Source organism: Saliphagus infecundisoli (assembly GCF_020177375.1).
Taxonomy (GTDB): domain Archaea; phylum Halobacteriota; class Halobacteria; order Halobacteriales; family Natrialbaceae; genus Saliphagus; species Saliphagus infecundisoli.
This window is the reverse complement of record NZ_JAIWHV010000001.1, coordinates 524044-547140: the sequence shown is the minus strand read 5'-3', so window position 1 is coordinate 547140 and position 23097 is coordinate 524044. Positions and strand designations below refer to the sequence as shown.

The following is a 23097-nucleotide window of genomic DNA, read 5'->3' as shown; positions in this document are numbered from 1 at the left end:
CGTGCCGGTTCCCGACCGCCGCCGGCTCCTCGAGGCCGTCAGTGCTGCCGGTCTGGTCGGGCTCGCGGGCTGTACCTCGCCCAGGGCGGACTCCCATACCTACGACCGCGACCAGGGCGACCTCGCCCACGACCCGCTTCCCTACACCGAAACGTACCCCGACGACGACGCGATCACGATGTACCGGGGCGGGCTCCGGCGGCTGGGCTACTACCCCGACGAAACCGTTCCGGACTCCGTCTCGAAGAACTGGGCGATCCCGGCGAACTACATCGGCCACACCGCCGCGAAGTCGACGCCGCTTCCGACCCCCGACGGCGAGACGGTCATCATTCCGGCCGACAGCGGCCGGGTCCACGCCCGCGATCCGAAAGGGCGCCACCTCTGGACCACACAGACCGAGGCGACCTACCAGGGGTTTCACGGGACGCCCGCCGTCGTCGACGGCGTCGCCTACGTCGGCGGCTACGACGGGGCGCTGTACGCCTTCGACGTCGCCAGTGGCGAGGTGCTGTGGCGGACCGATTCCTTCGACGACCCCGTCGCGATCGGCTCGAGCCCGGCCTACTGGGAGGGCGTCCTCTACGTCGCCATCGAGTACCGCCGGCCGAAGGAGGGGGCGCTGTGGGCCGTCGACGCGGAGACGGGCGCGACCCTCTGGTCGGACGACCGGATCTGGGGGATGCCCCACCCCTCGATAGCGATCGATCCCGACGCCGAGCGGCTGGTGACGGCCTCGAACGACGGCGTCTGTTACGCCTGGGAGTTCCCCTCCCTGGAGTTCGCCTGGGAGTTCCAGGCCGGCGGCCCCGACGGCCCCGACGGCGACCCCCAGGAAGGGGGCGCGTTCACCTGGGGCGCCCAGCTCAAGGGGACGACCGCGCTCTACGACAGCGCGGCGTTTTTCGGCTCCTGGGACGGTCGTTTCTACCGGGTCTCGCTTTCCGACGGGAGCGAGGAGTGGTCGATCGACACCGGAAAGCGGGTGATGTGCGACCCCGCGGTCGACCCCGAGCGCGACGTCGTCTACATGGGCGGCCACGACGACTCCGTCCGCGCGCTCGATGCGGGAACCGGCGAGGAGGTCTGGCGGGCCGACGTCGGCGGCGACGTCATCGGCGCACTCGCCACCACGGGGGAGACGGTCCTCGTCGGCTCCTACGACACGGGCGCCTACGCCCTCGACGCGGAGACCGGAGACCGGCGGTGGCGCGTGGGGAACCGGGGCACCGTCACGAGCGAGGTCGTCCCCCGCGACGGCCGGATCTACTACGCCGAACGCGCGGTCGTCTCGAACTACGACGGCGAGGACGCCGACGTGATCGTCGACGTCCCGGGCCACGCCTACTGCCTGGTCGGCGACTCCTGAAACTCGGTTCGGGAAACCTATTCGTCCCCCCGGCCCATCGTTGGGTCCATGGAGATCGTCGAGAACACCCTCGAGAAGGGGATCGAGGCGGTGCTCGACCGTCCGCTGTTCTGTTTCCTGGGAGCCGCGACCCCGGAGGGCCGTCCCCGGATATCACCGCTGTGGTTTCTCTGGGAGGACGAGTGCGTCTGGATCATCGCCGACACCGTCGAGAAGTCCTATGCGAAACGCGTCCGCGAGCGTCCGGAGACGGCGCTTGCGGTCGTCGACTTCGATCCGACGGAGGGACTGGTCAGACACGTCGGGATGCGCGGAGAGGCCTCGATCGTCCCGCTCGACGGCAAACGCGTCGAGCACCTGCTCGGAAAGTATCTCGGCCCCGACCGCGAGGAATGGGATCCGATGTTCCACGACCTCGATCCCGACCGCTGGGGACTGATCCGCTTCGAACCGGAGACCGTCGTCGCCCGCGACCAGTCGTACGCGGGAAGTCTCGCGTCGGTTCCGGAGCGCTAGCGGACGATCGTCACCGGCACCGGCGACCGCCGGGCGACGGTTTCGGCGACGCTTCCCAGGAGAATCCTGCTCGCACCGGTCCGGCCGTGACTACCGATCACGACGTGGTCGACGCCCTCCTCCTCGGCGTAGTCGACGATCGACCCCGGGACGCTGCCGACGACGTCGTCGGTCTCGATCTCTATGCCGTGCTCGGCTGCCTGCTCGCGGGCGTCCTTGAGGATCCCGTCCGCGCGGGTCTCGTGGCTCTGGCGGAGCTGCTCGTAGTCCACCATCCCGCCGGTCTCGACGCTCGTCGCCGCGTAGAAGTCCGAGGGATCGATCACGTGGATCGCGGTGATCCGGGCGTCGGGGTGTTCGTTCAGGGCGAACTCGAGGGCGTCTGCGGATCGCTCCGAGTCGTCGACCGGGACGAGTACGTGTGACGCCATGGTTGGCGATACGGTCGCCACCGGAATAAGTGCCCGCCACGCGTCACAAGGTTCCCGACGACGCAAGCCGTTACTTCCCGCGGCCGCGGTCGCCGTTGTTGCTCGGACGGACCTTCTCGGCGCCCGTGCCGCGGTTGTCGAGACCACGGTTCTTCTTGCCGGCCCCGGTGAGTCCGCGCAGCGCGCGGTTCTCGTGGTCGTCGCCACAGATCCAGCCCAGGTCGTCGTCGTTCTCGATCGCCGGGTGGTTCGGATCGACGAGGATCACTTCGAACCACTTCTGGGAGCCGTCCTCCCCGACCCAGTAACTGTTGAGCACCCGCAGGTTGGGATACTTCCGGGTGACGCGCTCCTCACCGATGCGCTGGATGTTCTTCCGGCGGCCGATCCGGTTGACGCCCTGGCGCTTCGATCGCCGGCCCGCCTTGTGGCGTTGCTTGCGGGCAGTGCCCTTCCGGACGGCGACGCGTGCGACGACGACGCCCTGTTTTGCCTTGTAGCCCAGTCCGCGGGCCTTGTCGAGGCGGGTCGGGCGCTCGATGCGCTCGATGGCGCCCTGGTCGCGCCACTCCTGTTTTCGTTGCCACTGGAGCTCCCCGAGCTTTCCGTCGCCGGGGTCCTTCCATGCCTCCTTGATGTGTGAGTAGAAGCTCTTTGCCATGGTGTACCTGCGGGCGTTTCCGGTTCAACCCCGAGAGGTCACATGCCGACCCGTGGCCGATTCCGAACGGGTGCCCACTGGTGCCCGCCGTCCAGTAGTTGCCCCCAGCTATCCGGTTTGTGAGTATAAGGGCTTCGAACCCCGACGGCGGGAGTCATTGACGGGACCGAAGCCCCGCGACGGCGGCGTCAAGGTCGAAACGCTCGCGGAGCCGGAGGGCGAGGACGAACGCACAGACGCCGATCACGAGCCCCGCGAGCGTATCCGAGGCGTAGTGGGTCCCCAGATAGACCCGGGAGACCGCGACCGCCCCCGCCAGGACGGCGACCGGGGCGACCGGCACTACGGCCGAGCGACGGGCCGTCATCGCGTACACCGCCACGACGGCGGCGTGTCCGGACGGAAAGGAGGTGGCGACCGTGGGGGACCCGTCGGTCAGACAGACCGGCTCCGGGGGGAACGGGCGCCGGATCGTCCACATCAACGCCAGGACGGCGATGCCGGCGAGCCCGAGGGCGATCCCGGCCGACCGGAGTTCGTCGGTCCACCCCGCGAGCCTGCACACGCCGAGGAAGACGAGCGCCGCGGTTGCCGACCCGAGGCCCGTCACCGACGTCAGCAACTTCGTCACCACCGGGTGTCGAATCGCGAGCATCAGTTCGACCGCGCGGTGGTCGAGCCACACGACGACCTCCAGCAGTTCGACGAGAACGGCGTCCATGCACCGACGCTACGGCCGCGCGGGATTAGTCTCACTGGTCGGCCACCCCGCGATCGATCACCCCGCGTCGGCCCGGCGAGCCCGGAGACGACTCCGGAGAGCGACGGCCGCCAGCGTCGTCCAGACGGCGACCTCGATGAAGAACGCGGGCGAACCGAGATAGTACCCGACGAACGCGCCCGGCGGGAGCCCGAGCGGATCCGGCGGCGAGATCAGGGGCCAGAACGCGAACAACGCGTCGGCGGGCCGGCCGTTGACGACGACGTGGGTCACGTCGAGGGCGAGATGGGACGCCCATCCCGTCGCGACCGCCAGGCCGGCCCGCCCCGAGAGCGCGATCGGCACGACGACGACGGCCAGGACCAGCGAGTGGCCCACGGAGTGAAACAAGGCGGTCACGCCGAGGACCCCCAGTGGCTTGTCGACGAGGTCGGGAACCGCCGCGCCGACGACGAGCCACGCCGCCGGCAGCCGCGTGACCCGGGAGAGCAACGCCGCCGCGAGGAGGTGGGTCGGAAAGAGCATACCGTTCGTGGGGTTCGAAAGGGGATCAGTCCTCGGCGCCGAGCCGGCCGGTGGCGTAGAGGTAGTCGCGCGCGAAGACGGCAAGCGAGGGCGCGAGGACGACGGGTGCGACGGCGTGGACGAGGCCGGTCGGTGCGGGCGGCGCGAGCGCGACGGTCACGAACGCCATCTGGCCGCCCGCGAGGTACTTCCCGAGGTCGCTGTCCGGAAGCGGGTGGACCTGCCCGCCCCGCCGGCGGTGGAGTCCGACGGCGGCGACAAAGACGTACCGCGCAGCCGAAAGGACGAGGTAGTACGCCGGCAACAGGCCCCAGAGCACCGCGACGAGGGGCGCGGCGGCGAACCCGAACGTGTCGAACGCCATGTCCAGGCGCCGCCCGAGTTCCGTCTCCCGGCCGACCGTGCGCGCGACGGCGCCGTCGAGTCTGTCCACGAGGACGCCGGCACCGTAACACGCCGCGGGGACCCACGCCAGCGCCGTCCCCGCGGGGACGACGACGAACCCCGCGACGACCGCGTACAGCGCCCCCCGGAGGATCGTCAGCGCGTTCGCCAGGCCGAGCCTGCCGAGGGTCGATTTCGCCCCGACGGCGTAGTTGACGTACCAGAGCTGACCCGTCCAGGCCACCCCGACGACGAGCACCGGGAGGATCGTCGGTGTGTCGCCGAGAGCGAACAGCGGCCAGAGGATAGCCATCAGACAGCCCGCGGCGACCGCCGGCCCGACGAGGAAGACGCCGGACCGGACGCGGGCGCTGGGCTCGCTGTTGGCCATCACCCTCCCCCCAGGCGGCGCTCGCGCGACCGACCCTCGCCGTTCACACGACCCCGGTTCGCCGGCGCCATCGACACGTTCGTCCCCACGTCGAGGACCGGAGAGCCATAAGCACGCGGGCGCCGGTTATCGGCGCACCAGGACCACCAACACGGCGAGGAGGACGACCTGTGCGATCTTGTCCACCGCGCCCAGGGTGCCGACGTCGCCGGGGATCGAGGCGTCCGTCCCCGCGAAGTTGACCGCGTACCAGAGGACGATCTGGATCGCGGTGAACGGGATGCCGACGGCGTACACCGCCCGGCGCCGGACGCCGGCGAGGACGAGGACGACCCCCCCGACGAAGCCGAGGCCGGCGAGGACGAAACTGATGCCGAGCGCCGAGGGGATCATTCGTACCCCCAACAGGAGGTGGACGCCGGCCGAGACGAGGGCAGCGAGGACGCCGAGCCAGTGGATCGCGCCGAGTGCGTCGATACCGGATGCCGTTTCGCGGGTCGTGGCCGTGCTCATGGCACCCACAACGTGGTAGGGACACATAGTCACACCGTCGGCTCACCGCTCGAAGCCGGGATCGGCGAGCGAGGCGACGCGGTCGCGGTCGCGGTCGGAGAGCCGGGTGGCCCCTGCGGCCAGGTTCGCCACGACGTGTTCGGTCGTGGTGCTCGAGGGGATCGGAACGACGCCCTCGCTCCGGTTCCAGGCGACGACGACGCCGGTGGGCGACAGCCCGTACTCGGCGCCGATCTCGGCGAGTACGGGCTCATCGAGCAGTCCGGGGGCCGAAAGCGGCGCGTGGGCGACGACCCGGATCCCGCGCTCGTGACAGAACTCGATCAGCTCCGAACGCGGCCGGTAGGGGTGGCGCTCGACCGAGACCAGCGCGGGGTCGATCGTTCCCGCCTCGAGCACCGTCTCGACCTGCTCGCGCGAGACGTTGCAGATTCCGAGGGTTCGCGCCCATCCCCGTTCGTGGACTTCTTCGAGGGTCCGCCAGGCATCGGCCAGCGCGATCGGTGCCGTCTCGGGGTCGCCGTCGTCGGTCTCGGGGAAGGCGAGCCGTTCGGCCTCCGCGACGGGCAGGTCCGCGAGGCGCTCGAGCGGGCCGCGGTGGGCCCAGGCCCCCGGCCAGTGGAGGGCGTAGCAGTCGAAGGCGTCGATCCCGAGCTCCGAGAGGCTGCCCTCGCAGGCGGCGAGCAGGTGATCGGAACGGTGGTTCGTCCGCCAGACCTTTCCGACGAGGAAGACGGCCTCGCGGTCGGGAGAACCCGGCGCCGCGAGCAGGTCGCCGATCCGGCGTTCGTTGCCGTAGAGCTCGGCGCCATCGAGCAGGCGATAGCCCGCATCCAGGGCCGTCGCGATCGACTCCCGGCGATCGACGTACGTCCCGTCGCGATAGCGCGAACAGCCGAAGCCGACCGCCGGGAGACGGAGTGCGCTCCGCTCGGAGGAGTGCCCTCCCGACGCGGGTGTCGCCCCCACCGGAGCGACGCGCCGGTCGGCCGCGGCCCCGACGCCCGCAACGGGGACCGGCCCCCCCGAGTCGGCGGCCGTCTCGATGGCGTTACAGACCGCGACGACGTGGGCGCCCCGGCGTCCGGTCGCTCGCTCGGGGGTCCCTGCCTCGACGGACGCCGCGAGCCGGTCGGGACCGTCGATGTAGCGCGCCGGCTCCGTCGGCCACTGTGAGGGAACGGAGGTGTACTCGCGGCCGAGGCGGCCGAACCGGAGGTCGTCCTCGTCGGTGTCCATCGCGCCGCTGCCCGCGAGATACAGCGAGCCGTCGTCGCCGTGAAGCTCGAGCCCGTAGAACTCCCTGGCCCGGTGTGGGGCGTAGAAGCTCGCGGTCAGCCTGACCGTCGGGCCGTCGGCGAACGACAGCGTCGCCTCGACGTGGGAGGGAACCGACGGCCGCCGGGACTCGCGTCCGGGCCAGGGGGAGAGCGCGTCGGCGACCCGTACGTGTTCGACCGGACCGAACCACGAGACGAGCAGCGTGAGCGGGTAGACGCCGCCGTCGTACAGCGGCCCGATCTCGAGGAACGACTCGGGGCGGTCGTGCCAGTCGGTCACCCGTCCGACGTGGGCGTGGGCGTATCCCAGCCGGACCGCCCCGAGTCGGCCGTCGGCAAGCAGGCCCGCCGCCCGGCGCTGTGAGGGACCCCGTGGAGACTCCGGCGCACACCCGAGCGCGAGGCCGCGGTCCTCGGCCGTCTCGACGAGGTCGATGGCCGTCTCCGCCGAGAGCGCGAGGGGCTTCTGTGAGTAGACGTGGCGCCCGGCCGACAGCGCGGTCCGCGTCACCGAAGCGTGGGCGCGGTGGCTCGTCAGATTCACGACGAGAGGCGCCTCGACGGCCGACAGCGCCGCGTCGAGGTCGCTAAAGGACGGACAGCCGAGGCGGGCCGCGAGGGTCTCGGCTCTGTCGGCGTCGAGGTCACAGACCCCGGCGGGGTCGAGACGACTCCCGTCGAGGCCGTCGGCGTAGGCCCCGGCGATCGACCCGGCTCCGACGAACAGGCAGTGCACGTTCCGAGGGGAGGTCCCGAGGGACAAATACGGTTCGGCGGGAACGGGATGTCGCCGGAGCGGTTTTGCCCGCGGCCGTCCAACGACGGCCGTGAGAGAACCGGGAATGGGACCTCTGGGGACGGCGTATCTGCGCACGCTCCAGGCCGTCGGCCGCCGACTCGACTACGGCGAGAACGTCTTCGAGCGCGAGTGGGACGTGCTGGTCGTCCTCGACGCCTGCCGGGCGGACCTGCTCGCGTCGGTCGCGCCCCACGTCCCGTTTCTGGGCGAGGTCGAGACGGTGCGGTCGGTCGGGAGCTGTTCGTCGGAGTGGCTCGAGAACACGTTCCCCGGGCGCCCGGAGACCGCCCGAACCGCGATGGTCACCGGCAACACCTGGACCGACCGCTACCTCGATGCCGGCGCGTTCGCCGCCATGGACGAGGTCTGGAAGTACGCCTGGGACGACGAGTCGGGGACGATCCCGGCGCGGGCGGTGACCGACCGGGCGATCGCACTCGCCCGCGAACGCGACCCCGAGTTCCTGGTCGTCCACTACATGCAGCCCCACCACCCGTTCGTTCCCGACCCCCTCGAGGGAGACGAGGGAATGGTCCGGTCGGGCGAGGAGAGCAGCCCGGCGAACCCCTGGATCTCGCTTCGCCGGGGGGAGATCGGGAGCCGCCGCGTCCGGAGGGCCTACGAGGCGAACCTCCGGTACGTCCTCTGCGAGGTCGAGGTCCTGCTCGAAAACGTCGAGGGACGGGTCGCGATCACTGCCGACCACGGCAACCTCTTCGGGGAGTGGGGGCTGTACGGCCATCCGATGTACACGCCCGTCCCCGCCCTGCTCGAGGTTCCCTGGGCGGTGACGACCGGCACCGACCGCTCGACCCGGAGCCCCTCGCTTGTGCCCCCCGAACCGTTGCCCGTCTCCCGCGTCCACGGCGAGGCGACCGACCGCGAGCGCCTGGCGGCGCTCGGATACCGCTGATGGTTGGGAACAGACTTATTCCGGGACGCTCCCGCGGTGGTGACGTGAGAATCCGGGAACGCCGCCGGAGACGCCCGCGAAGGGGCCGAACAGCGCCGCCGAGGCCCCTCGACCGATGAGCCGGCGATCGCTTTTCTTCACCGGCGAGCGGTCGGTCGAGGTCCGCGATCGGCCGGTGCCCGAGACCGAGGCGGGGGAGGTGCTCGTCCGAACCGAGCGCACCGCGATGAGCCCGGGGACGGAGCTGCTCGTCTACCGCGGGGAGATCTCCGCCGGGGCGGCGGCCGACGAGACGATCGAGGCCCTCGACGGCGAGTTCTCGTACCCGCTCCAGTACGGGTACGCGGCCGTCGGGCGGGTCGCCGAGACGGGCGCGGACGTCGGCGAGGAGTGGCTCGACAGGCGGGTGTTCGCGTTCAATCCCCACGAGAGCCACTTCACGGCCGACCCGGAGGCGCTCGTCCCGACGACGCTCGCACCCGAACGGGCGCTGTTCGTCCCCACCGTCGAGGCGGCGGTCAACTTCGTGATGGACGCCCGGCCACGGATCGGAAGCGGGGTCGTCGTCTTCGGCCAGGGATCGATCGGCCTGACGACGGCGCTGCTCGCCGAGTTCCCCCTCGCGGAGCTGGTCACGGTCGACTACGACGAGAAACGGCGGGCCGTCTCGGAGTCCTTCGGCGCCGATCGGGCGGTCTCGCCCGACGCGGTCGAGTCGGTGCTCTCCGAACCGGCCGACGTCAGCCTCGAGCTGTCGGGCAATCCCGAGGCGCTCGGCGAGGCGATCGACGTCGCCGGGTTCGCGGGGAGGGTGATCGTCGGCTCGTGGTACGAAACGAAAGACGTCAGCCTCCGGCTGGACGAACAGTACCACCGCAGCCACGTCAGGGTCCGCTCGAGCCAGGTGAGCCGGATCGACCCGGACCACGCCGACCGGTGGGACAAACGGCGCCGGATGGAGTACGTCACCTCCTGGCTGGCCGACGCCGACCTCTCTCCCGTGCTCACCCACGAGTTCGAGATCGGGGACGCAAAGCGGGCCTACCGGGTGGTCGACGAGCGCCGCGACGGCGTGATACAGGCCGCGTTCAGGTACGAGTGATAGGGTCGGAGACGACGAGTTACCGTTCGGCCGCAGCGCCGTATTGCGACCGACGGTGCACTGACTCGTCTCCGTCCCTATGAGACGGTCGGAGAACGGGACCGGCCGCTTCGCGCTGCCCTCGAAGGGCCAACAGGAGCCGGTCGATCCGTCCGAGGACGCCGTAGCCACCCCGCCTGGAGGATTTAGGTGTGTGGCCTCCCTCCGTTCGGACGTGTACGAAACGACGGTGTCCGTGGCGTTCGTCGCACAGCACTACCTCACCGTGCCCGATCCCGGGCCGGAAGGCGTCCCACACTCCCACCGCTACGAGGTGGAACTGACGTTCTCGGGCCCCGAGTTGAACGAGTACGACTACCTCGTCGACATCGACGACGCGGAGGCGACGCTGTCGGCGCTGGCCGATCGCTACCGCGACGAACTGCTCAACGACCACCCCGAGTTCGAGGGCACGAACCCCAGCGTCGAGCGGTTCGCGCGCGTGATCTTCGAGGCGGTGACCGAGCGCGTCGGCGACGAAACCGTCACGGGTCTCGGCGTCACCGTCCGGGAGGACGACGTGGCGAGTGGCGCCTACGAAGCGAGCGTATGAGGGTCGGCCTGGCGCTGTACGGGAGCATCGACGGGCGTTCGGGGGGGTTTCGGTACGACCGGCGGCTCGTCTCCGGGCTCCGGCGGGCCGGCGATACCGTCACCGTCATCGAACTGCCCTGGCGGGGGTACGGCCGCGGGCTGGCGGACAACGCCTCCCCGGGGTTCCGGCGACGTCTCGAGACCGGCGCCGACGTCTTGCTCCAGGACGAACTCGCACATCCCTCGCTGGTCTCGACGAACCGCCGGCTCGACCAGCCGATCGTCAGCATCGTCCACCACCTGCGCGCGAGCGAACCCCGGCGACTGGCGCCCCTGTACCGTGCCGTCGAGCGGCGATACCTCGACACCGTAGACGCCGTGATCTGTAACAGCGCCCCGACCCGCGACAGCGTCGTCGATCTCGGCGTCGATCCTCGGGCCTGCGTCGTGGCCCCGCCGGCGGGCGACCGGTTCGATCCGGAGATCGCCGACCGGACCATCGAGGAGCGAGCCGAGGAGGGGCCCCTCCGGGTCGTCTTCGTCGGGAACGTCGCCCCCAGGAAGGGCCTCGACACGCTCGTCGAGGCCGTCGCCCGCGCGGACGCCCCGATGGAGGTGACCGTTGTCGGCCGACCGGTCGATACGGACCACTTCCGGGCGGTCGCGCGTACGATCCGCGAGCAGGGCCTCGGCGATCGCATCCGGATGACCGGCGAACTCGCAGACGAGCGCCTCGCCGGGACCCTCGCGCGCTCACACGTCGTTGCGGTGCCCTCGCGCCACGAGGGGTTCGGGATCGTCTATCTCGAGGGGATGAGCTTCGGCCTCCCGGCGGTGGCGTCGAGCGCGGGGGGCGCACGCGACGTCGTCACCGACGGCGAGAACGGGTTCCTCGTGGCCCCGGACGATCCCGGGGCCGTCGCGGCGGCCCTCGATCAACTGGCGACCGACCGCGGGGAACTCGCCGCGATGGGGCGGGCCGCCCGACGGCGCTACGAGGCCCACCCCGGATGGAGCGAGACGACCGATCGCGTCCGTGACCTCCTGGCCGGCGTCGCGAGGGCCGCGACGTGAGCGGCTCGTTCCGGCGCTATCTCGAGGCGAAACGAACCGTCGACGACCGGGCGCTCGACCGGCGCCTGCTCTCGGCCCTCCGGGAGGGGCTCGCGGCGCGAGCCGACCGGGAGGGGCCGCTTTCGGTCCTCGAGGTCGGTGCCGGCATCGGGACGATGGTGATGCGCCTGCTCGAGTGGGAGGTGCTCCCGCCCGGCGAGACCGTCTACACGGCGGTCGACGTCCGCGAGGAGACGGCCGCGGACGTCACGAGTCATCTTCGGGAGTACGCTCGCGGGGACGCCGCCACCGTCGAGACCCGTGGAGATCGAATCGTCGTCGAGACGGCCGACCGGCGGGTCGCCGTCGAGGCGGTCGCCGCCGACGCCCTCGCGTTCGTCGAGCGCGACGACCGGAGCCACGACCTGCTGATCGGGGCGGCGCTGCTCGACGTCTTCGACCTCAGTGGGTTGGAGCCGTTGCTCAGAGCGGTCGCCCCCGGAGGATACTACTACTTCCCGATCACGTTCGACGGGGCGACGCGGTTTCGCCCGGCCCACCCCGACGACGGCGTGATCGAACGTCGCTACCACGAACACATGGACCACAAACCCGGAGGAAGCGCTCGCGCCGGCGGGGACGTCCTCGAGAGACTCCGGGCGATGGAGGGGATGGCCCTGACCGGCGTCGCGGGATCGGACTGGATCGTCCGGCCGTCCGACGGCGCCTACCCCGCCGACGAGGCGTACTTCCTCGGGCACATCCTCGATACCGTCGAGTCCGCCGTCGGGGAGACGATCGATGGAGACGAACCCCTGTCGTCGTGGATGAACGCGAGACGCGACCAGCTCGAGGCGGGCGAGTTGAGCTATCTCACCCACCAACTCGACTTCCTGGGTCAGGTCAGGAACCGATAGCGCCCTCGAACGCCGTGGTTCGAACGAACCCGTCTCGACCTCGCCGGCTCTCGGCCCCATCCATTCCGTATAGCACCCAGGAGTTTATCGAGCTAGTGCCCGCACCGACTCGAACGACCCCTCCGAAATCGCGTTCGCGACCCGCTCGGCGTCGATCTCGGGCACGGACTGGGGGTACTTCCGGCGGAAGTAGCCGATCAGGTTCTCCGCGTCGCGCACGAGGAACTCCGCGGCGTGGTCGTGATCCGTGGGAACCGCCTGGGGCCAGTCGAACACCGTGACTCCCTCCTCGCCGACGAAGACGTTGTACTCGCTCATGTCGGCGTGGACGTAGCCCGCGTCGTAGGCGCCTGCCATCTCCCGGAGGATCAAGTCGAGGACGCCGACCACTTGCTCGTCCTCGAGTTTCGCCCGCGAGAGCTCGACCCCGGCCATCTTCTCCATCACGATGGCGTGACGGTTGCCGTCGATCGGTCGGGGGACGCTGACCTCCGGGTATAACTCCTCTAGAATCTCGAGTTCGCGCTCGGCGGCCTTCCGGGCAGTGTACATCCAAGAGACGTGGTCGTTGTCGGAGGTGTAGTCGCGTTCCTTGTCGACCGCCCGGAAGTTGGTGTACCCCTCGCGGTGGTACTTCAGCGCCAGCGGTTTGTAGGATTTGACCTCGTAGACGTCGCTTTCCTTGCCGACCCCGAGGGGAGAGCCGAACTCGCTGATCGTCTCGCGTTCGGCGAGCGCGCGCAGGGCCAGGGCGTCGTACCCCTCGAACTGGAGGGTGTACCCCTCGTACTGGAGGGTTTTCTTCTCGACCAGTCCGCGTTTGAGCGCGCGCTCGAGTCGGTACTCGACGTTCTCGGGCGAGAGTCCCGAAAACTCCGGAAGCTTCCCCCGGTTTACCCACTCCGAGAAGCGCATTCCCTGTTCGACGCCCGAGAGGAGATAGAAGTCGTCCTGCTCGAGTTCCGGCATGAGATCGGCGACGTTCCGCACCATGGGCGGGGTAGCCTGCGCGGACGTAAAAGGGGTTCCCGTCCGGTAGCCGGCCCGTAGCACGGCCAATAAATCGTATGGCGCGATATGAAATTGCCGTGGCGAGCGAACACCGGCGCTCTCCCGCCCGTCACAATCGCTTTCTTCCCGTGGAACCTCCGACGAGCCATGACCGACCTCGCGGACCGCGAGTGGCGCCTGATCCGGGACGACCCACGCGAGGGGGCGACCCAGATGGCCATCGAGGAGGTCGCCGGACGGACGGCCGTCGAGGAGGGAGTGCGGACCGTTCGAACGTACTCCTGGGAGCCGAGCACCCTCTCGCTCGGCTACCGACAGGAACCCGACACTGTTGACTGGGACTTCTGCGACCGGGAGGGGATCGACGTCACCCGCAGACAGACCGGCGGCGGCGGAATCTACCACGACCGCCACGGGGACATCTCGTATACGATCGTCGCACCCGCCGACGAGGTTCCCGGCGATCTGATGGCGTGCTATGCCCTCTTCTGTGAGCCGATCCTCGCAGCCCTCGGCCGGATGGGCGTCGATGCCGACTTCGCGGGCGAAAAGCGAGAGGCGATCTACTACCCCTCCTGCTACCTTCGAGACATCAATCCCGCCCACGACATCGTCGCGCCCGCGGGGTCGGGTACCGAGGCGAGAAAGATCAGCGGCAACGCCCAGTACCGCCGGCGCGACGTGGTCATCCAGCACGGTTCGATATCGTTCGATCTCGAACCGGTCCGTCACGTCGGCTGTTTCGAGGGCGACGTCGCCTCCGAGATGTTCGAGAGGCGGGTGACGAGCATCCGCGAACAGGCGGGGATCGACCGCGAGGAGGCCGTCGAGATCCTGGGAGACGCGCTGGGGGAGTGGTGTGGAGCGGTCGAGGGCGAGTGGCGCGAGGAGGAGCTCGAGGCCGCACGAGACCTCGCCGACCGGAAGTACGGGAGCGAGGGCTGGATCCGCGACCGGGAGGGATAGGAGAGTTCGAAGTACCTATGCCGGGGGGATGCCGACTTCCGGCCATGAAGGTCGGCGCACACGTCTCGATCTCGGGCTCGCGCGTCTCCTCCGACGAGGAGACTCCACCGTACGACGACATCAGGAACGCCGTCTCCCGACAGCTCGCCTTCGGGGGCAACTGCGGGCAGGTGTTTACGACCTCGCCCCAGGTCTGGGCCGAACCCGAGATAAGCGAGGCGGCCGCCGCGGGCTTTCGAGAAGAGAGCGACGAAAAACTCGAGGGCCCGTGGGTGATTCACTCCTCGTATCTCGTCAACCTCTGTACGCCCAAGGACGACCTCCGCGAGAAGTCGCTGGCGTCAATGCAGGCCGAACTCGACGCCGCCGAGAAATTGGGGATCCCGTACGTAAACACTCACCTCGGGGCGCATACGGGCGCCGGCGTCGAGGGCGGCCTCGACAACGCCGCGAGCGCGATCGACGAACTCGACGTCCCCGAGGACGTCGAGATCCTGATCGAGTCCGACGCCGGCAGCGGAACCAAACTGGGCGGGGAGTTCTCGCATCTCGCGGGGATCATCGATCGAACCGACGAGGAGATCGGGATCTGTATCGACACCGCCCACACGCTCGTCGCGGGCAACGATCTGACGACGCCCGATGCCGTCGAGGAGACCGTCTCGCGGTTCGACGAGGAAGTGGGCCTGGAGTACCTGAAGTACATCCACCTGAACGACTCGAAACACGACGTCGGAACCCACAAGGACGAACACGCCCTCATCGGCGAGGGCTACATCGGTGAAGATGGGATCCGGGCGATCGTCACCCACCCCGATCTTCGAGAACTTCCGTTCGCGCTTGAGACGCCCACGGAGGACGGCAAGGGCTTTGCCTGGAACATCGCGCGAACGAAGGAGTTGCGCGAGGAGAACTGAAAGGCTGTTCGAGAGCGTTTACGCCGGATTACGCGCCCCGGAGCCGAACACCAGCGGCGCGAGAAACAGCGCCAGCGGGACGAGCACCCACACCTGCCCCGCGAGCACGTCGTACTGGGCGAGGGTGTCCTCGACGGGAATCCCCTCGAGATGGCCGACGAGGAACTCGAAGCCGACCGTGAGGACGACCCAGATCACCCCGACCGCCAGGAGTTCCGCTCGTCGGTAGTCGATTCGACTGCGCGAGAAGTAGCCATAGGAGAGAGCGAGGATCGCGGCGATCAACAGCGCGGTGCTGAGGAGGTGACCGGAGTAGTCGCCCATCCGCGGGACGATGGCCACCTCCCTGAAGACGCCGTTCGCGACGGCGACGACCGCCATCACGATCCAGAGCCCCAAGGGATAGACGACGGCCGCCGGGCGAACGGAACTCGTCGCGGATCGGGAGGTCACTCGACCGGCTACGACGGGCGAGCCGAAAGGGTTCGGGGTCGATTTCACCGCCCGAGAGCCCCGGGAAACCGACCCGTTTTTACTCGGATCCCTCGAATCCGAAGCCGTGCGCGAGTTCTCCGCGGAGTACCTCCGCCGGACCCGCGAGGGGATGTGGGACGACCGGGCCGCACTGGCTCCCCTCAGGCTCGAGAGCCGCGAGTCGGTCCTCGACGTCGGCTGTGGGACGGGAGAGCTGAGCCGCGTGATAGTCGAGGAGAGTCCCGGAACCGTCGTCGGCTGCGACGTCGATCGGGACCTGCTCGCGACCGCCCGCGAACACGTCTCCGTCGTCGCGGGTGACGCCCTTAGACTTCCCTTTCCCGACGACAGCTTCGATCTCGTCGTCTGCCAGGCCCTGCTGATCAACCTCCCGGAGCCTGCGGCCGCCCTCTCCGAGTTTGCCCGCGTCTCCCGGGAGCTCGTCGCGGCGATCGAACCCGACAACGCCCAGGTGAGAGTCGAGTCGAGCGTCGCGAGCGAGTCCGCCCTCTCGGCCCGCGCCCGAGAGGCCTACGTCGAGGGCGTCGAGACCGACGTCTCCCTCGGCGCCGACGCCCGCGAACTCTTCGCAGAGGCGGCCCTCGAGGTCCTCGAGAGCCGCCGGTACGACCACGAGCGCCGGATCGAGCCACCCTACGGCGAGGCGGCCCTCGCCGACGCCCGCCGGAAGGCGACGGGGGCAGGGCTCGAGAGCGACCGGGCGACGCTGCTTTCGGGGCCGATGGACGAGGAGGACTACGACGAGCTCCGGGGGGAGTGGCGCGAGATGGGGCGAGAGGTGATAGATCGGATGGGCGACGGGGCGTACCGTCGTCGGGAGGTCGTCCCGTTCCACGTCACCGTCGGGCGGGTTGCGGGAGCCTCGCCCGGGGAGTAACCGGTCGCGGCCGACTACCGGAGACCCGACAGCACCATGACGACCCCGAAGAGCGCGCCGATCACGACCAGGCCGGCCCCGGCCATCCCGATCAGTTCCGCCGAGGTCCACTCGGGGATCCGGTAGCCATAGCGCATCACCCCGGCCGAAACGAGCAGCGAAACCCCCGCGCCGAAGATCGTCGTCGCCAGATCGACGCCGAAGGGGTTTCCGATATCACCCATACGGACCGATTCGAGCGAAACAGGGGAAACCCTGGTGCCGTCTCACGCAACCCACTGAGACCACAATGCCGAATCGGGCCGGCCCCCTCGTTCGCGTGATCGGCCGGAGTCGAAGTTCCAACAGTTTGTTCTCCCCGCGGGGTATCGTGGGCGTATGGATCCACGGATCGAACGCCACGCGTCGATACTCGTCGAGCACTCGACCCGGGTCGAGCCCGGGGACAAGGTGTTGGTCTCCGCGCCCCCGGTCGCCGAGGACCTCGTCGTCGCCCTCTACGAGAAACTCGGCGAGATCGGCGCCCGGCCGACGCTGTCGATGCGTTCTGACCGCGCCAGGCGCGCGTTCCTGCGCGCGAGCGACCCCGAGGAGTTCGGACTGAACGAACACTCGCTCGCACGGATCGAGGAGACCGACGTCGCGATCGGTATCAGGGGCGGGACAAACACGAACGAACTCGGCGACGTCGACCCCGGAACGATCGCGGCCTTCGGCCGGGTCCAGAAGCCGATCAGCGACGAGTACACCGAGAAACGGTGGGTCGGTACGCAGTACCCCGCGCCGGGAAACGCCCAGGAGGCCGAGATGAGCACGGCAGCCTACGAGGAGTTCGTCTACGACGCGGTAAACCGCGACTGGGAGGCCCAGCGGGAGTTCCAGTCCCGGCTCGTCGAGCTCCTCGACCCCGCAAGCGAGGTGCGCATCGAGAGCGGCAACACCACCGACCTGACGATGAGCGTCGAGGGGATGGTCGCGGTCAACGACTACGGCGAGAAGAACCTGCCCGGCGGCGAGGTCTTCACCGCGCCGGTCCCCGACAGCGTCGAGGGCGAGGTCCTCTTCGACAAGCCGCTGGTGACCCGGGGCCGGGAGATCACCGACGCCTCCCTCGAGTTCGAAGCGGGCGAGGTCGTCGCCCACTCGGCGGCGAAAAACGAGGAGCTGCTGACCGAGATCCTCGGGACCGACGACGGCGCCCGGCGGCTGGGCGAACTCGGGATCGGGATGAACCGCGGCATCGACCGTTTCACGCACAACATGCTGTTCGACGAGAAGATGGGCGACACCGTCCATATGGCCGTCGGCCGAACGATCGACGAGACGGTTCCCGACGGCGGATCCGGAAACGAGAGCGCGGTCCACGTCGACATGATCGTCGACATGAGCGAGGACTCGAAAATCGAGGTCGACGGAGATGTCGTCCAAGAGGACGGAACTTTCGTCTTCGAGGACGACAACTAGACGACGTCGCCCCGCACCGTCACGCCCTCCTGACTCTCCCGCCAGGCGTGGACCTCGCGGGCGGCCTCGCCGGCCTCGTCGTCGTCCATCCCGAGCATCTCGAGGGCCGCCGACAGCGTCGGGAGCGCGAGTTCGCTCTCCCGGAGCTTGCGGAACGCTTCGTCGCTTCGGGTGCCATCGACCCAGAGACAGGCTCCACGAGGGTCCAACAACTGGGTGTAGTCCTCGCGCATCCGCGCGCCCCGCAGGCGCTGGGTCACGTTGTCCTCGAAGGAGGCGTTACAGACCTCGAGGTGGATCGGTTCGTCCTCCACCAGCAGGTGGGCCGCGAGGCACTTCTCGGGGGCGGCGTGGCCGTTGGCGTTCGCCCGGAGCGAGTCGGGATACGCTCTCGCCCAGTCGGCCCGGACCGACTTGCCGACGCCGGCGATTCCGTGCGAATCGCGAAACGCCTCGCCGGCATCCGGGTCGTCCTCGCCGACGAGTACGTCCTTCGTGAGGTAGACATCGAGGCGCTCGACCGGGTCCACGCCGAGGGTGACGTCGCCGTAGGCCCAGATCTCGCGGACCGGGACCGGCATCCGCTCGTCCTCGACCCGTTCGACGAGTTCCTCGAGGCGATCGACGGCGTCGTGTCGGGCGAGTTCGCTCATCCGGCGACCGTACGGCGCCGACGCCCAAAGCGGTTTCTCAGTCGCGACGCGAGGCCCGTTCTCGTCGCATCGATCACGTGGACGGTCTCCATTGACGAGGTCGACGGTGTAAACGCGGTCTACCGACTCCGCCCTCTCGAGGGAGTCCGGTTCGCTCAGGCACGTTTTTGACCCCACACGACGAACGCGGAGGTATGAGACACCGGATCTTCAACGACGAGGCCGACGAGGACCTCGTCTTCGTGATGGGCTGGGGCAACCGCTGGACCCACGAGAACGTGAGCTGGCTGATCGGGAGCTGTGCGAACGCCGGCTACCGGGTCCACGCCTTCGAGCTTCCCACCAACATCGACGACTTCAAGGCCGACTGGCTCGAGCCGATCGCCGAATACGTCCGCGATCTCGATGCCTACCAGTTGCTGGCCCACAGCGCGGGTGCCCTCGTCGCCCCCTTCCTCGACGGCGCCGAGAACCACGTCTATCTGAGCCCGTGGTGGGGCTACGGCGACGCCTTCCCCGACCGCCTGCTCGACCTCGTCGGCCGGGTTCGAACGGATTTCCCCTTCCTCCCCACCGGCGGATTCGACCGCGAGGACCTCGGCGAACGGACGACCGACCACCAGCTCTCGACGGCGCCGGGGTGGATCTCGCCCGCGTTCGTCCGCGAAACCCGCCACGCCCAACGGGACCTGCTCGCGATCGACCACGACGCCGTCGTCTTCTGTTCGCTTCGCGACCCCGTGATCTCGCTTCGCCCGATCGGCGAGCGCGTCCCCGCCTCCCACGTCGTCCTCTACGACGGCGGCCACGAACTGTTCTCCTCTTCCGCCCGCGACCAGTACGTAGACGCCGTCCTCTCGGCGCTCGAGGCAGGCGCGAGCGCCGTCGAGGAACGGCCCCTGGTCGCGGTCTGAGGAGCGAAACCCCCTTCCGCGCTCCCCCGCTATCGGGAGGCGATGGATTGCGATCGCTGCGGCGGGGAGGCGGTGGTCCACGCCGCCTACTCGGGCGCTCATCTCTGTGGCGACCACCTCCGGGAGTCGGTCGAAAAGCGGGTGCGCCGCCGGGTCCGCCGGGACGACCTCGTCTCCCGCGAGGCGACCCCCGAGAACCCCCAGACCTGGGTGATCGGCCTTTCGGGAGGAAAGGACAGCGTCGTCCTCACGCAGGTCCTCCACGAGACGTTCGCCGAGGATCCCCGGATCGAACTAGTAGGGTTAACGATCCACGAGGGGATCGAGGGCTACCGCGACAAATCGGTCGAGGCCTGCGTCGAACTCGCCGACGACCTCGGAATCCGCCACGAACTCGTGAGTTACGAAGAGGAGTTCGGGATCAGGATGGACGACGTCGTCGAGGACGACCCCGAGAACATGGCCGCCTGTGCCTACTGTGGGGTCTTCCGACGGGACCTCCTCTCGGAGTACGCCGAAAAGCTGGGCGCCGACCTCCTGTTGACGGGCCACAATCTCGACGACGAGGCCCAGACCGCCCTGATGAATATTCTAGAAGGTGACGTCGCCCAGATCGCCAAACACTTCGACGCGAGCCTCGGTCCCCTCTCCGAGCGCGAGGAAAGCGAGGAGTTCGTCCCCCGCGCCAAACCCCTCAGGGACGTCCCCGAGAAGGAAGTCGCCCTCTACGCCCACCTCCGGGACCTGCCCGCCCACATCACCGAGTGTCCCCACGCCAGCGAGGCCTACAGGGGCGAGATCCAGCAGTTGCTCTACGGACTCGAGGAGAACCATCCCGGCACCCGCCACTCGATCATCTCGGGCTACGAGGAACTCGCCGGGATTGCCGCCGGCGAATACAACAGCGAGGGCGGCGCCGATCTCCGGGACTGTGCGGAGTGTGGCTCGACGACGACCCGCGAGATCTGCCGGAAGTGTTCGCTGCTCGAGTCGATCGAGGCCGTATGAACCCCCTCGAGAGCGGGATCGCTCTCTCTGGCGGAGAAAAAGGCCTTCCCGCCGGGAACTGGCCGGGTCCGTCCGTGCGTCAGTCGCGTTCGTGGAGGGCCGGGGGACCGGGGCGATGGAACGTCAGCGGATGACGTCGACGCCGTTCTCGCGGCCGGCCTCGTCGCGGCCGCCGTCGCTCTGGGCGACGCCGGTCGCCGACTCCGCCGCGCGCTCGCTGGCGTCGAACTCGGTCTCGCTCTCGAGGCTCTCCCGGGAGCGGTCGGCCTGCTTCTGGGTCGTCGGACCCAGCACCTGGGCGCTCTGGACGCCCGTCATGATCGCCATCACGCGGACCTTGCCCTTGTAGGACTCCCGGATCCGGGCGCCCCAGATCACGTTCGCGCTCGCCTCGAGGCGTTCGGTGATGGAGTCGGCGATCCCCTCTGCCTCCTTCAGGGTGAGGTCGGGTCCGCCCGTAATGTGGACCAAGCCGCCGGACGCCCCGCGGTAATCGACGTCGAGCAGCGGGTGGTTCAGCGCGTCCTTGACGACCTCCTCGCTTTTGTTCTTGTCCTGGGTCTCCCCGACGAGCATGACCGCGACCCCGCCCTGGTTCATGATCGAGGTCATGTCCGCGTAGTCCAGATTGATCAGCGAGGGCTGGGTGATCGTCTCGCTGATCCCCTTTACCGTCTCGGCGATGATCTGGTCCATCACCGAGAACGCCTTCCCGATCGGGAGATTGGGGACGTAATCGAGCAGCCGGTTGTTGTCCAGCACGATGATCGAGTCGGCCTCCTCGCGGAGGCTCTCGAGGCCTTCCTCGGCTTTCACCGTGCGGGCACGCTCGACGTTGAACGGCGTCGAGACCATCCCGACGACGATCGCACCCTGGTCTTTGGCGATCCGGGAGACGACCGGCGCCGCGCCGGTGCCGGTCCCGCCACCCATCCCGGCGGTGACGAAGACGAGGTCCGCATCGCCCAGGACCTCCTTGATCGTGCTCTGGGCCATCTCGGTCGCGCGTTCGCCCATCTGGGGGTCGCCGCCGGCACCGAGCCCGTTCGTGAGCGACTTGCCCACGAGGACCTTGGTGTCGGCCTCGATCATCTTCAGGTGCTGCTTGTCGGTGTTGATCGCGACGGTGTCGGCGCCGTCGACCCCGATGTTGTACAGCCGGTTTACGGTGTTGTTGCCGGCGCCGCCACAGCCGACGATGACGATCCGGGGGTCACCGAACTCCTCGTCGTCGAGGGCCGCATCCATCTCGCGGGCCTCCTCCTCGGCGTTCTCGAGGGCGTCCTGGACGATATCCTGCATGGATTATGCCTTCGCCCAGCCGCGTTTGCCCGGTTGGGACTCCTCCCGGCGACCCTCCTGTTCGTTGATCATCTCGCGGACGGCCGCCCGGATCGCCTCGCTCCGGTTGGGGTACTCGCCCGTCTCGACCATCCGTTCGACCTCCTCGATCTGCTGTTTCGGAATCCGCAGTGTCACACGCTCCATTGTTGTATACCCTGTTGGGTAAGACGCGCGCCCTGTCAGACGCGTTCTGTCTTACGCCCGAATCGCACGAAGGCGCTCCCCTGTACCGTGCATGATCGGTCTGTAAGACAATCGTCTTACGCTGATACCCACAACTCCGTCATACATAATAAACGTTTCGGCCCCGGTGAACGTCCGTGTCTTACACCGTCACCCGGGCCGGCGGTCCGGGTCGAGCACGTCCGCCGCCGGCGTCCGACGCCCACAGCCCGGACAGAACGACCAGTCCGATCTGAGCTCGTCTCCACACTCACAGAACGCCCGACGGGACGCCTTCTCGCCGCAGTTGGGACAGTAGACGTGATCCCCGGCGAGGGTCTCCCCACACTGGGTACACCCCACCGGCGTCGCGCCGTCGGACGCTTCGTCGGCGGGCTCCGTCTTACGCACGGTCGTGTTCGTCTCCCCACCCGCAGCGTCCTCGCGAACGACCCCCTCGAGTCCCTCCAGGGAGATCGAGACGTCGACGTCGGGCGCACGTCGTCCGACCCGTTCGTCGAGGCGGTCCTCGACGCGTTCGTCGACGCGCTCGCGGACGAGGTCGTCGATCGACGGCGACGTGCCGACCTCCGTGCGCGATTCCACGCGGGAGGCGTCCTCGAGGTACGCACGCAGCGCCTCGCGCATGACCTCGCTTTTGGAGGCGTCGAAGGTCTCGATCCCCTCGACGAGGTCGTCGTCCGCGCGGAACGTGATCTTACTCATCGGCGGTTCGATACCCCTCCATTTCAGCGCCTCCCATATCAATCATTCTCTCGCGTCCGACGTTCGTAACACATCGTCGTCGATTCGAATGACAACCCTTATGTCCGTCTCACCGGTTAGCTGTGGGTGACCGCTCTTAGCTCAGCCTGGTAGAGCAGTCGACTGTAGATCGACTTGTCCCCCGTTCAAATCGGGGAGAGCGGACTCCGTTTCCGGTCGATTCCGATTGACGGGACGACGTCGGGTTTCGGTGGATTGTGGCCCGCTATCGCTCGGAGAGTTGACCATGTTACCCGGCCCGCGTCAACGCCGTCTGGCGGTTCACTACAGTCAACGAAAGGCTGAATAGATATCGGGAGCAACGGCAAGCGTCCCAAACGATCCCGTCGGCCGCGGGCTTTTGGGTACCACG

General features: G+C 68.7%; 27 protein-coding genes and 1 tRNA gene. 14 read left to right on the top strand and 14 right to left on the bottom strand.

The genetic code is table 11. The features are described from left to right. Position 1 precedes the first annotated feature (1 nt). Complete coding sequence (locus LCF40_RS03040; protein WP_224827303.1) at positions 2 to 1369, top strand: PQQ-binding-like beta-propeller repeat protein; 1368 nt, start codon at positions 2 to 4, stop codon at positions 1367 to 1369. A gap of 48 nt (positions 1370 to 1417) precedes the next feature. Continuing rightward, entirely contained in the window at positions 1418 to 1885 is a 468-nt protein-coding gene (locus LCF40_RS03035) for a pyridoxamine 5'-phosphate oxidase family protein (RefSeq protein ID WP_224827302.1), read from the top strand. Here LCF40_RS03035 and LCF40_RS03030 read toward each other — a convergent pair. From LCF40_RS03030 to LCF40_RS03000, 7 genes are all read right to left on the bottom strand, one after another. Next, positions 1882 to 2316: a universal stress protein gene (locus tag LCF40_RS03030; protein WP_224827301.1), complete on the bottom strand. Its 435-nt coding sequence runs from the start codon at positions 2314 to 2316 to the stop codon at positions 1882 to 1884. The genes LCF40_RS03035 and LCF40_RS03030 overlap by 4 nt on opposite strands. A gap of 70 nt (positions 2317 to 2386) precedes the next feature. Continuing rightward, positions 2387 to 2977, bottom strand: coding sequence for a 50S ribosomal protein L15e (locus tag LCF40_RS03025; RefSeq protein ID WP_114575759.1), 591 nt, complete (start codon positions 2975 to 2977; stop codon positions 2387 to 2389). A 154-nt stretch (positions 2978 to 3131) separates the two neighbouring features. After that, positions 3132 to 3698, bottom strand: coding sequence for a phosphatase PAP2 family protein (locus LCF40_RS03020; RefSeq protein WP_224827300.1), 567 nt, complete (start codon positions 3696 to 3698; stop codon positions 3132 to 3134). Positions 3699 to 3755: 57 nt separating this feature from the next. Beyond that, positions 3756 to 4223: a hypothetical protein gene (locus tag LCF40_RS03015; RefSeq protein WP_224827299.1), complete on the bottom strand. Its 468-nt coding sequence runs from the start codon at positions 4221 to 4223 to the stop codon at positions 3756 to 3758. A gap of 25 nt (positions 4224 to 4248) precedes the next feature. Then, positions 4249 to 4998: a CDP-alcohol phosphatidyltransferase family protein gene (locus tag LCF40_RS03010; RefSeq protein ID WP_224827298.1), complete on the bottom strand. Its 750-nt coding sequence runs from the start codon at positions 4996 to 4998 to the stop codon at positions 4249 to 4251. A gap of 126 nt (positions 4999 to 5124) precedes the next feature. Then, the gene (locus tag LCF40_RS03005) at positions 5125 to 5511 is read right to left on the bottom strand and encodes a DUF7475 family protein (protein ID WP_224827297.1); all 387 of its coding nucleotides are present in this window, start codon (positions 5509 to 5511) and stop codon (positions 5125 to 5127) included. Between the two features lie 42 nt (positions 5512 to 5553). Then, the gene (locus LCF40_RS03000; protein ID WP_224827296.1) at positions 5554 to 7527 is read right to left on the bottom strand and encodes an aldo/keto reductase; all 1974 of its coding nucleotides are present in this window, start codon (positions 7525 to 7527) and stop codon (positions 5554 to 5556) included. Positions 7528 to 7633: 106 nt separating this feature from the next. Between LCF40_RS03000 and LCF40_RS02995 the strand changes: the two genes are divergently transcribed. The 5 genes from LCF40_RS02995 to LCF40_RS02975 all read left to right on the top strand — a co-directional run bounded on the left by LCF40_RS02995 (position 7634) and on the right by LCF40_RS02975 (position 12148). Then, positions 7634 to 8503 (top strand): sulfatase-like hydrolase/transferase, encoded by an 870-nt coding sequence (locus LCF40_RS02995; RefSeq protein ID WP_345777840.1) that lies wholly within the window; start codon positions 7634 to 7636, stop codon positions 8501 to 8503. 115 nt (positions 8504 to 8618) lie between these two features. Next, on the top strand, positions 8619 to 9605 hold the full coding sequence (locus LCF40_RS02990) for a zinc-binding dehydrogenase (RefSeq protein WP_224827294.1): 987 nt from the start codon (positions 8619 to 8621) through the stop codon (positions 9603 to 9605). A 214-nt stretch (positions 9606 to 9819) separates the two neighbouring features. Next, a complete protein-coding gene (locus LCF40_RS02985; protein WP_224827575.1) occupies positions 9820 to 10197 on the top strand; it encodes a 6-pyruvoyl trahydropterin synthase family protein in 378 nt (125 codons plus the stop codon). Next, complete coding sequence (locus LCF40_RS02980; protein ID WP_224827293.1) at positions 10194 to 11252, top strand: glycosyltransferase family 4 protein; 1059 nt, start codon at positions 10194 to 10196, stop codon at positions 11250 to 11252. The genes LCF40_RS02985 and LCF40_RS02980 overlap by 4 nt, the downstream gene beginning before the upstream one ends. After that, complete coding sequence (locus LCF40_RS02975) at positions 11249 to 12148, top strand: class I SAM-dependent methyltransferase (RefSeq protein WP_224827292.1); 900 nt, start codon at positions 11249 to 11251, stop codon at positions 12146 to 12148. Before LCF40_RS02980 ends, LCF40_RS02975 begins: the two co-directional genes overlap by 4 nt. Positions 12149 to 12232: 84 nt before the next feature. Here LCF40_RS02975 and LCF40_RS02970 read toward each other — a convergent pair whose 3' ends face one another. Next, a complete protein-coding gene (locus LCF40_RS02970; RefSeq protein WP_224827291.1) occupies positions 12233 to 13141 on the bottom strand; it encodes an RIO1 family regulatory kinase/ATPase domain-containing protein in 909 nt (302 codons plus the stop codon). A gap of 165 nt (positions 13142 to 13306) precedes the next feature. Here LCF40_RS02970 and LCF40_RS02965 point away from each other — a divergent pair, with 165 nt between their 5' ends. Beyond that, on the top strand, positions 13307 to 14125 hold the full coding sequence (locus LCF40_RS02965; RefSeq protein ID WP_224827290.1) for a lipoate--protein ligase family protein: 819 nt from the start codon (positions 13307 to 13309) through the stop codon (positions 14123 to 14125). A 44-nt stretch (positions 14126 to 14169) separates the two neighbouring features. Further along, positions 14170 to 15042: a deoxyribonuclease IV gene (locus LCF40_RS02960; RefSeq protein ID WP_224827289.1), complete on the top strand. Its 873-nt coding sequence runs from the start codon at positions 14170 to 14172 to the stop codon at positions 15040 to 15042. 18 nt (positions 15043 to 15060) lie between these two features. On the opposite strand, the gene LCF40_RS02955 is transcribed toward LCF40_RS02960, so the two are convergent. Beyond that, entirely contained in the window at positions 15061 to 15495 is a 435-nt protein-coding gene (locus LCF40_RS02955) for a hypothetical protein (protein WP_114575773.1), read from the bottom strand. A gap of 106 nt (positions 15496 to 15601) precedes the next feature. Between LCF40_RS02955 and LCF40_RS02950 the strand changes: the two genes are divergently transcribed. Continuing rightward, positions 15602 to 16414 (top strand): class I SAM-dependent methyltransferase, encoded by an 813-nt coding sequence (locus LCF40_RS02950; RefSeq protein WP_224827288.1) that lies wholly within the window; start codon positions 15602 to 15604, stop codon positions 16412 to 16414. Positions 16415 to 16428: 14 nt separating this feature from the next. Here the strand turns inward: LCF40_RS02950 and LCF40_RS02945 are convergent, their stop codons facing one another. Then, on the bottom strand, positions 16429 to 16638 hold the full coding sequence (locus LCF40_RS02945) for a hypothetical protein (protein ID WP_224827287.1): 210 nt from the start codon (positions 16636 to 16638) through the stop codon (positions 16429 to 16431). A 154-nt stretch (positions 16639 to 16792) separates the two neighbouring features. On the opposite strand from LCF40_RS02945, the gene LCF40_RS02940 reads away from it, so the two are divergent. Then, positions 16793 to 17878, top strand: a complete 1086-nt coding sequence (locus LCF40_RS02940; protein WP_224827286.1) for an aminopeptidase — start codon at positions 16793 to 16795, stop codon at positions 17876 to 17878. On the opposite strand, the gene LCF40_RS02935 is transcribed toward LCF40_RS02940, so the two are convergent. Continuing rightward, positions 17875 to 18531: a DUF7095 family protein gene (locus LCF40_RS02935; protein WP_224827285.1), complete on the bottom strand. Its 657-nt coding sequence runs from the start codon at positions 18529 to 18531 to the stop codon at positions 17875 to 17877. The two genes, LCF40_RS02940 and LCF40_RS02935, sit on opposite strands and share 4 nt — an antisense overlap. A gap of 194 nt (positions 18532 to 18725) precedes the next feature. Between LCF40_RS02935 and LCF40_RS02930 the strand changes: the two genes are divergently transcribed. Next, positions 18726 to 19445 (top strand): alpha/beta fold hydrolase, encoded by a 720-nt coding sequence (locus LCF40_RS02930; RefSeq protein ID WP_224827284.1) that lies wholly within the window; start codon positions 18726 to 18728, stop codon positions 19443 to 19445. A 42-nt stretch (positions 19446 to 19487) separates the two neighbouring features. Then, positions 19488 to 20453: a tRNA 2-thiolation protein NcsA gene (gene ncsA / locus LCF40_RS02925; protein ID WP_224827283.1), complete on the top strand. Its 966-nt coding sequence runs from the start codon at positions 19488 to 19490 to the stop codon at positions 20451 to 20453. Positions 20454 to 20576: 123 nt separating this feature from the next. Here the strand turns inward: ncsA and ftsZ are convergent, their stop codons facing one another. The 3 genes from ftsZ to LCF40_RS02910 all read right to left on the bottom strand — a co-directional run bounded on the left by ftsZ (position 20577) and on the right by LCF40_RS02910 (position 22685). Then, positions 20577 to 21755: a cell division protein FtsZ gene (gene ftsZ, locus LCF40_RS02920; protein WP_114575780.1), complete on the bottom strand. Its 1179-nt coding sequence runs from the start codon at positions 21753 to 21755 to the stop codon at positions 20577 to 20579. A 3-nt stretch (positions 21756 to 21758) separates the two neighbouring features. Then, complete coding sequence (locus LCF40_RS02915; RefSeq protein WP_114575781.1) at positions 21759 to 21941, bottom strand: ribbon-helix-helix domain-containing protein; 183 nt, start codon at positions 21939 to 21941, stop codon at positions 21759 to 21761. Positions 21942 to 22130: 189 nt separating this feature from the next. After that, positions 22131 to 22685: a double zinc ribbon domain-containing protein gene (locus tag LCF40_RS02910; protein ID WP_224827282.1), complete on the bottom strand. Its 555-nt coding sequence runs from the start codon at positions 22683 to 22685 to the stop codon at positions 22131 to 22133. Between the two features lie 130 nt (positions 22686 to 22815). Between LCF40_RS02910 and LCF40_RS02905 the strand changes: the two genes are divergently transcribed. Beyond that, a tRNA-Tyr gene (locus LCF40_RS02905) sits at positions 22816 to 22889 on the top strand. Positions 22890 to 23097: the final 208 nt, after the last annotated feature.

Coding starts and splice junctions, on each gene's coding strand:
- LCF40_RS03035 (WP_224827302.1), top strand. CDS start 1,418: ATGGAGATCGTCGAGAACACCCTCGAGAAGGGGATCGAGGCGGTGCTC.
- LCF40_RS03030 (WP_224827301.1), bottom strand. CDS start 2,316: ATGGCGTCACACGTACTCGTCCCGGTCGACGACTCGGAGCGATCCGCA.
- LCF40_RS03025 (WP_114575759.1), bottom strand. CDS start 2,977: ATGGCAAAGAGCTTCTACTCACACATCAAGGAGGCATGGAAGGACCCC.
- LCF40_RS03020 (WP_224827300.1), bottom strand. CDS start 3,698: ATGGACGCCGTTCTCGTCGAACTGCTGGAGGTCGTCGTGTGGCTCGAC.
- LCF40_RS03015 (WP_224827299.1), bottom strand. CDS start 4,223: ATGCTCTTTCCGACCCACCTCCTCGCGGCGGCGTTGCTCTCCCGGGTC.
- LCF40_RS03010 (WP_224827298.1), bottom strand. CDS start 4,998: ATGGCCAACAGCGAGCCCAGCGCCCGCGTCCGGTCCGGCGTCTTCCTC.
- LCF40_RS03005 (WP_224827297.1), bottom strand. CDS start 5,511: ATGAGCACGGCCACGACCCGCGAAACGGCATCCGGTATCGACGCACTC.
- LCF40_RS02995 (WP_345777840.1), top strand. CDS start 7,634: ATGGGACCTCTGGGGACGGCGTATCTGCGCACGCTCCAGGCCGTCGGC.
- LCF40_RS02990 (WP_224827294.1), top strand. CDS start 8,619: ATGAGCCGGCGATCGCTTTTCTTCACCGGCGAGCGGTCGGTCGAGGTC.
- LCF40_RS02980 (WP_224827293.1), top strand. CDS start 10,194: ATGAGGGTCGGCCTGGCGCTGTACGGGAGCATCGACGGGCGTTCGGGG.
- LCF40_RS02970 (WP_224827291.1), bottom strand. CDS start 13,141: ATGGTGCGGAACGTCGCCGATCTCATGCCGGAACTCGAGCAGGACGAC.
- LCF40_RS02965 (WP_224827290.1), top strand. CDS start 13,307: ATGACCGACCTCGCGGACCGCGAGTGGCGCCTGATCCGGGACGACCCA.
- LCF40_RS02960 (WP_224827289.1), top strand. CDS start 14,170: ATGAAGGTCGGCGCACACGTCTCGATCTCGGGCTCGCGCGTCTCCTCC.
- LCF40_RS02945 (WP_224827287.1), bottom strand. CDS start 16,638: ATGGGTGATATCGGAAACCCCTTCGGCGTCGATCTGGCGACGACGATC.
- LCF40_RS02940 (WP_224827286.1), top strand. CDS start 16,793: ATGGATCCACGGATCGAACGCCACGCGTCGATACTCGTCGAGCACTCG.
- LCF40_RS02935 (WP_224827285.1), bottom strand. CDS start 18,531: ATGAGCGAACTCGCCCGACACGACGCCGTCGATCGCCTCGAGGAACTC.
- LCF40_RS02930 (WP_224827284.1), top strand. CDS start 18,726: ATGAGACACCGGATCTTCAACGACGAGGCCGACGAGGACCTCGTCTTC.
- ncsA (WP_224827283.1), top strand. CDS start 19,488: ATGGATTGCGATCGCTGCGGCGGGGAGGCGGTGGTCCACGCCGCCTAC.
- ftsZ (WP_114575780.1), bottom strand. CDS start 21,755: ATGCAGGATATCGTCCAGGACGCCCTCGAGAACGCCGAGGAGGAGGCC.
- LCF40_RS02915 (WP_114575781.1), bottom strand. CDS start 21,941: ATGGAGCGTGTGACACTGCGGATTCCGAAACAGCAGATCGAGGAGGTC.
- LCF40_RS02910 (WP_224827282.1), bottom strand. CDS start 22,685: ATGAGTAAGATCACGTTCCGCGCGGACGACGACCTCGTCGAGGGGATC.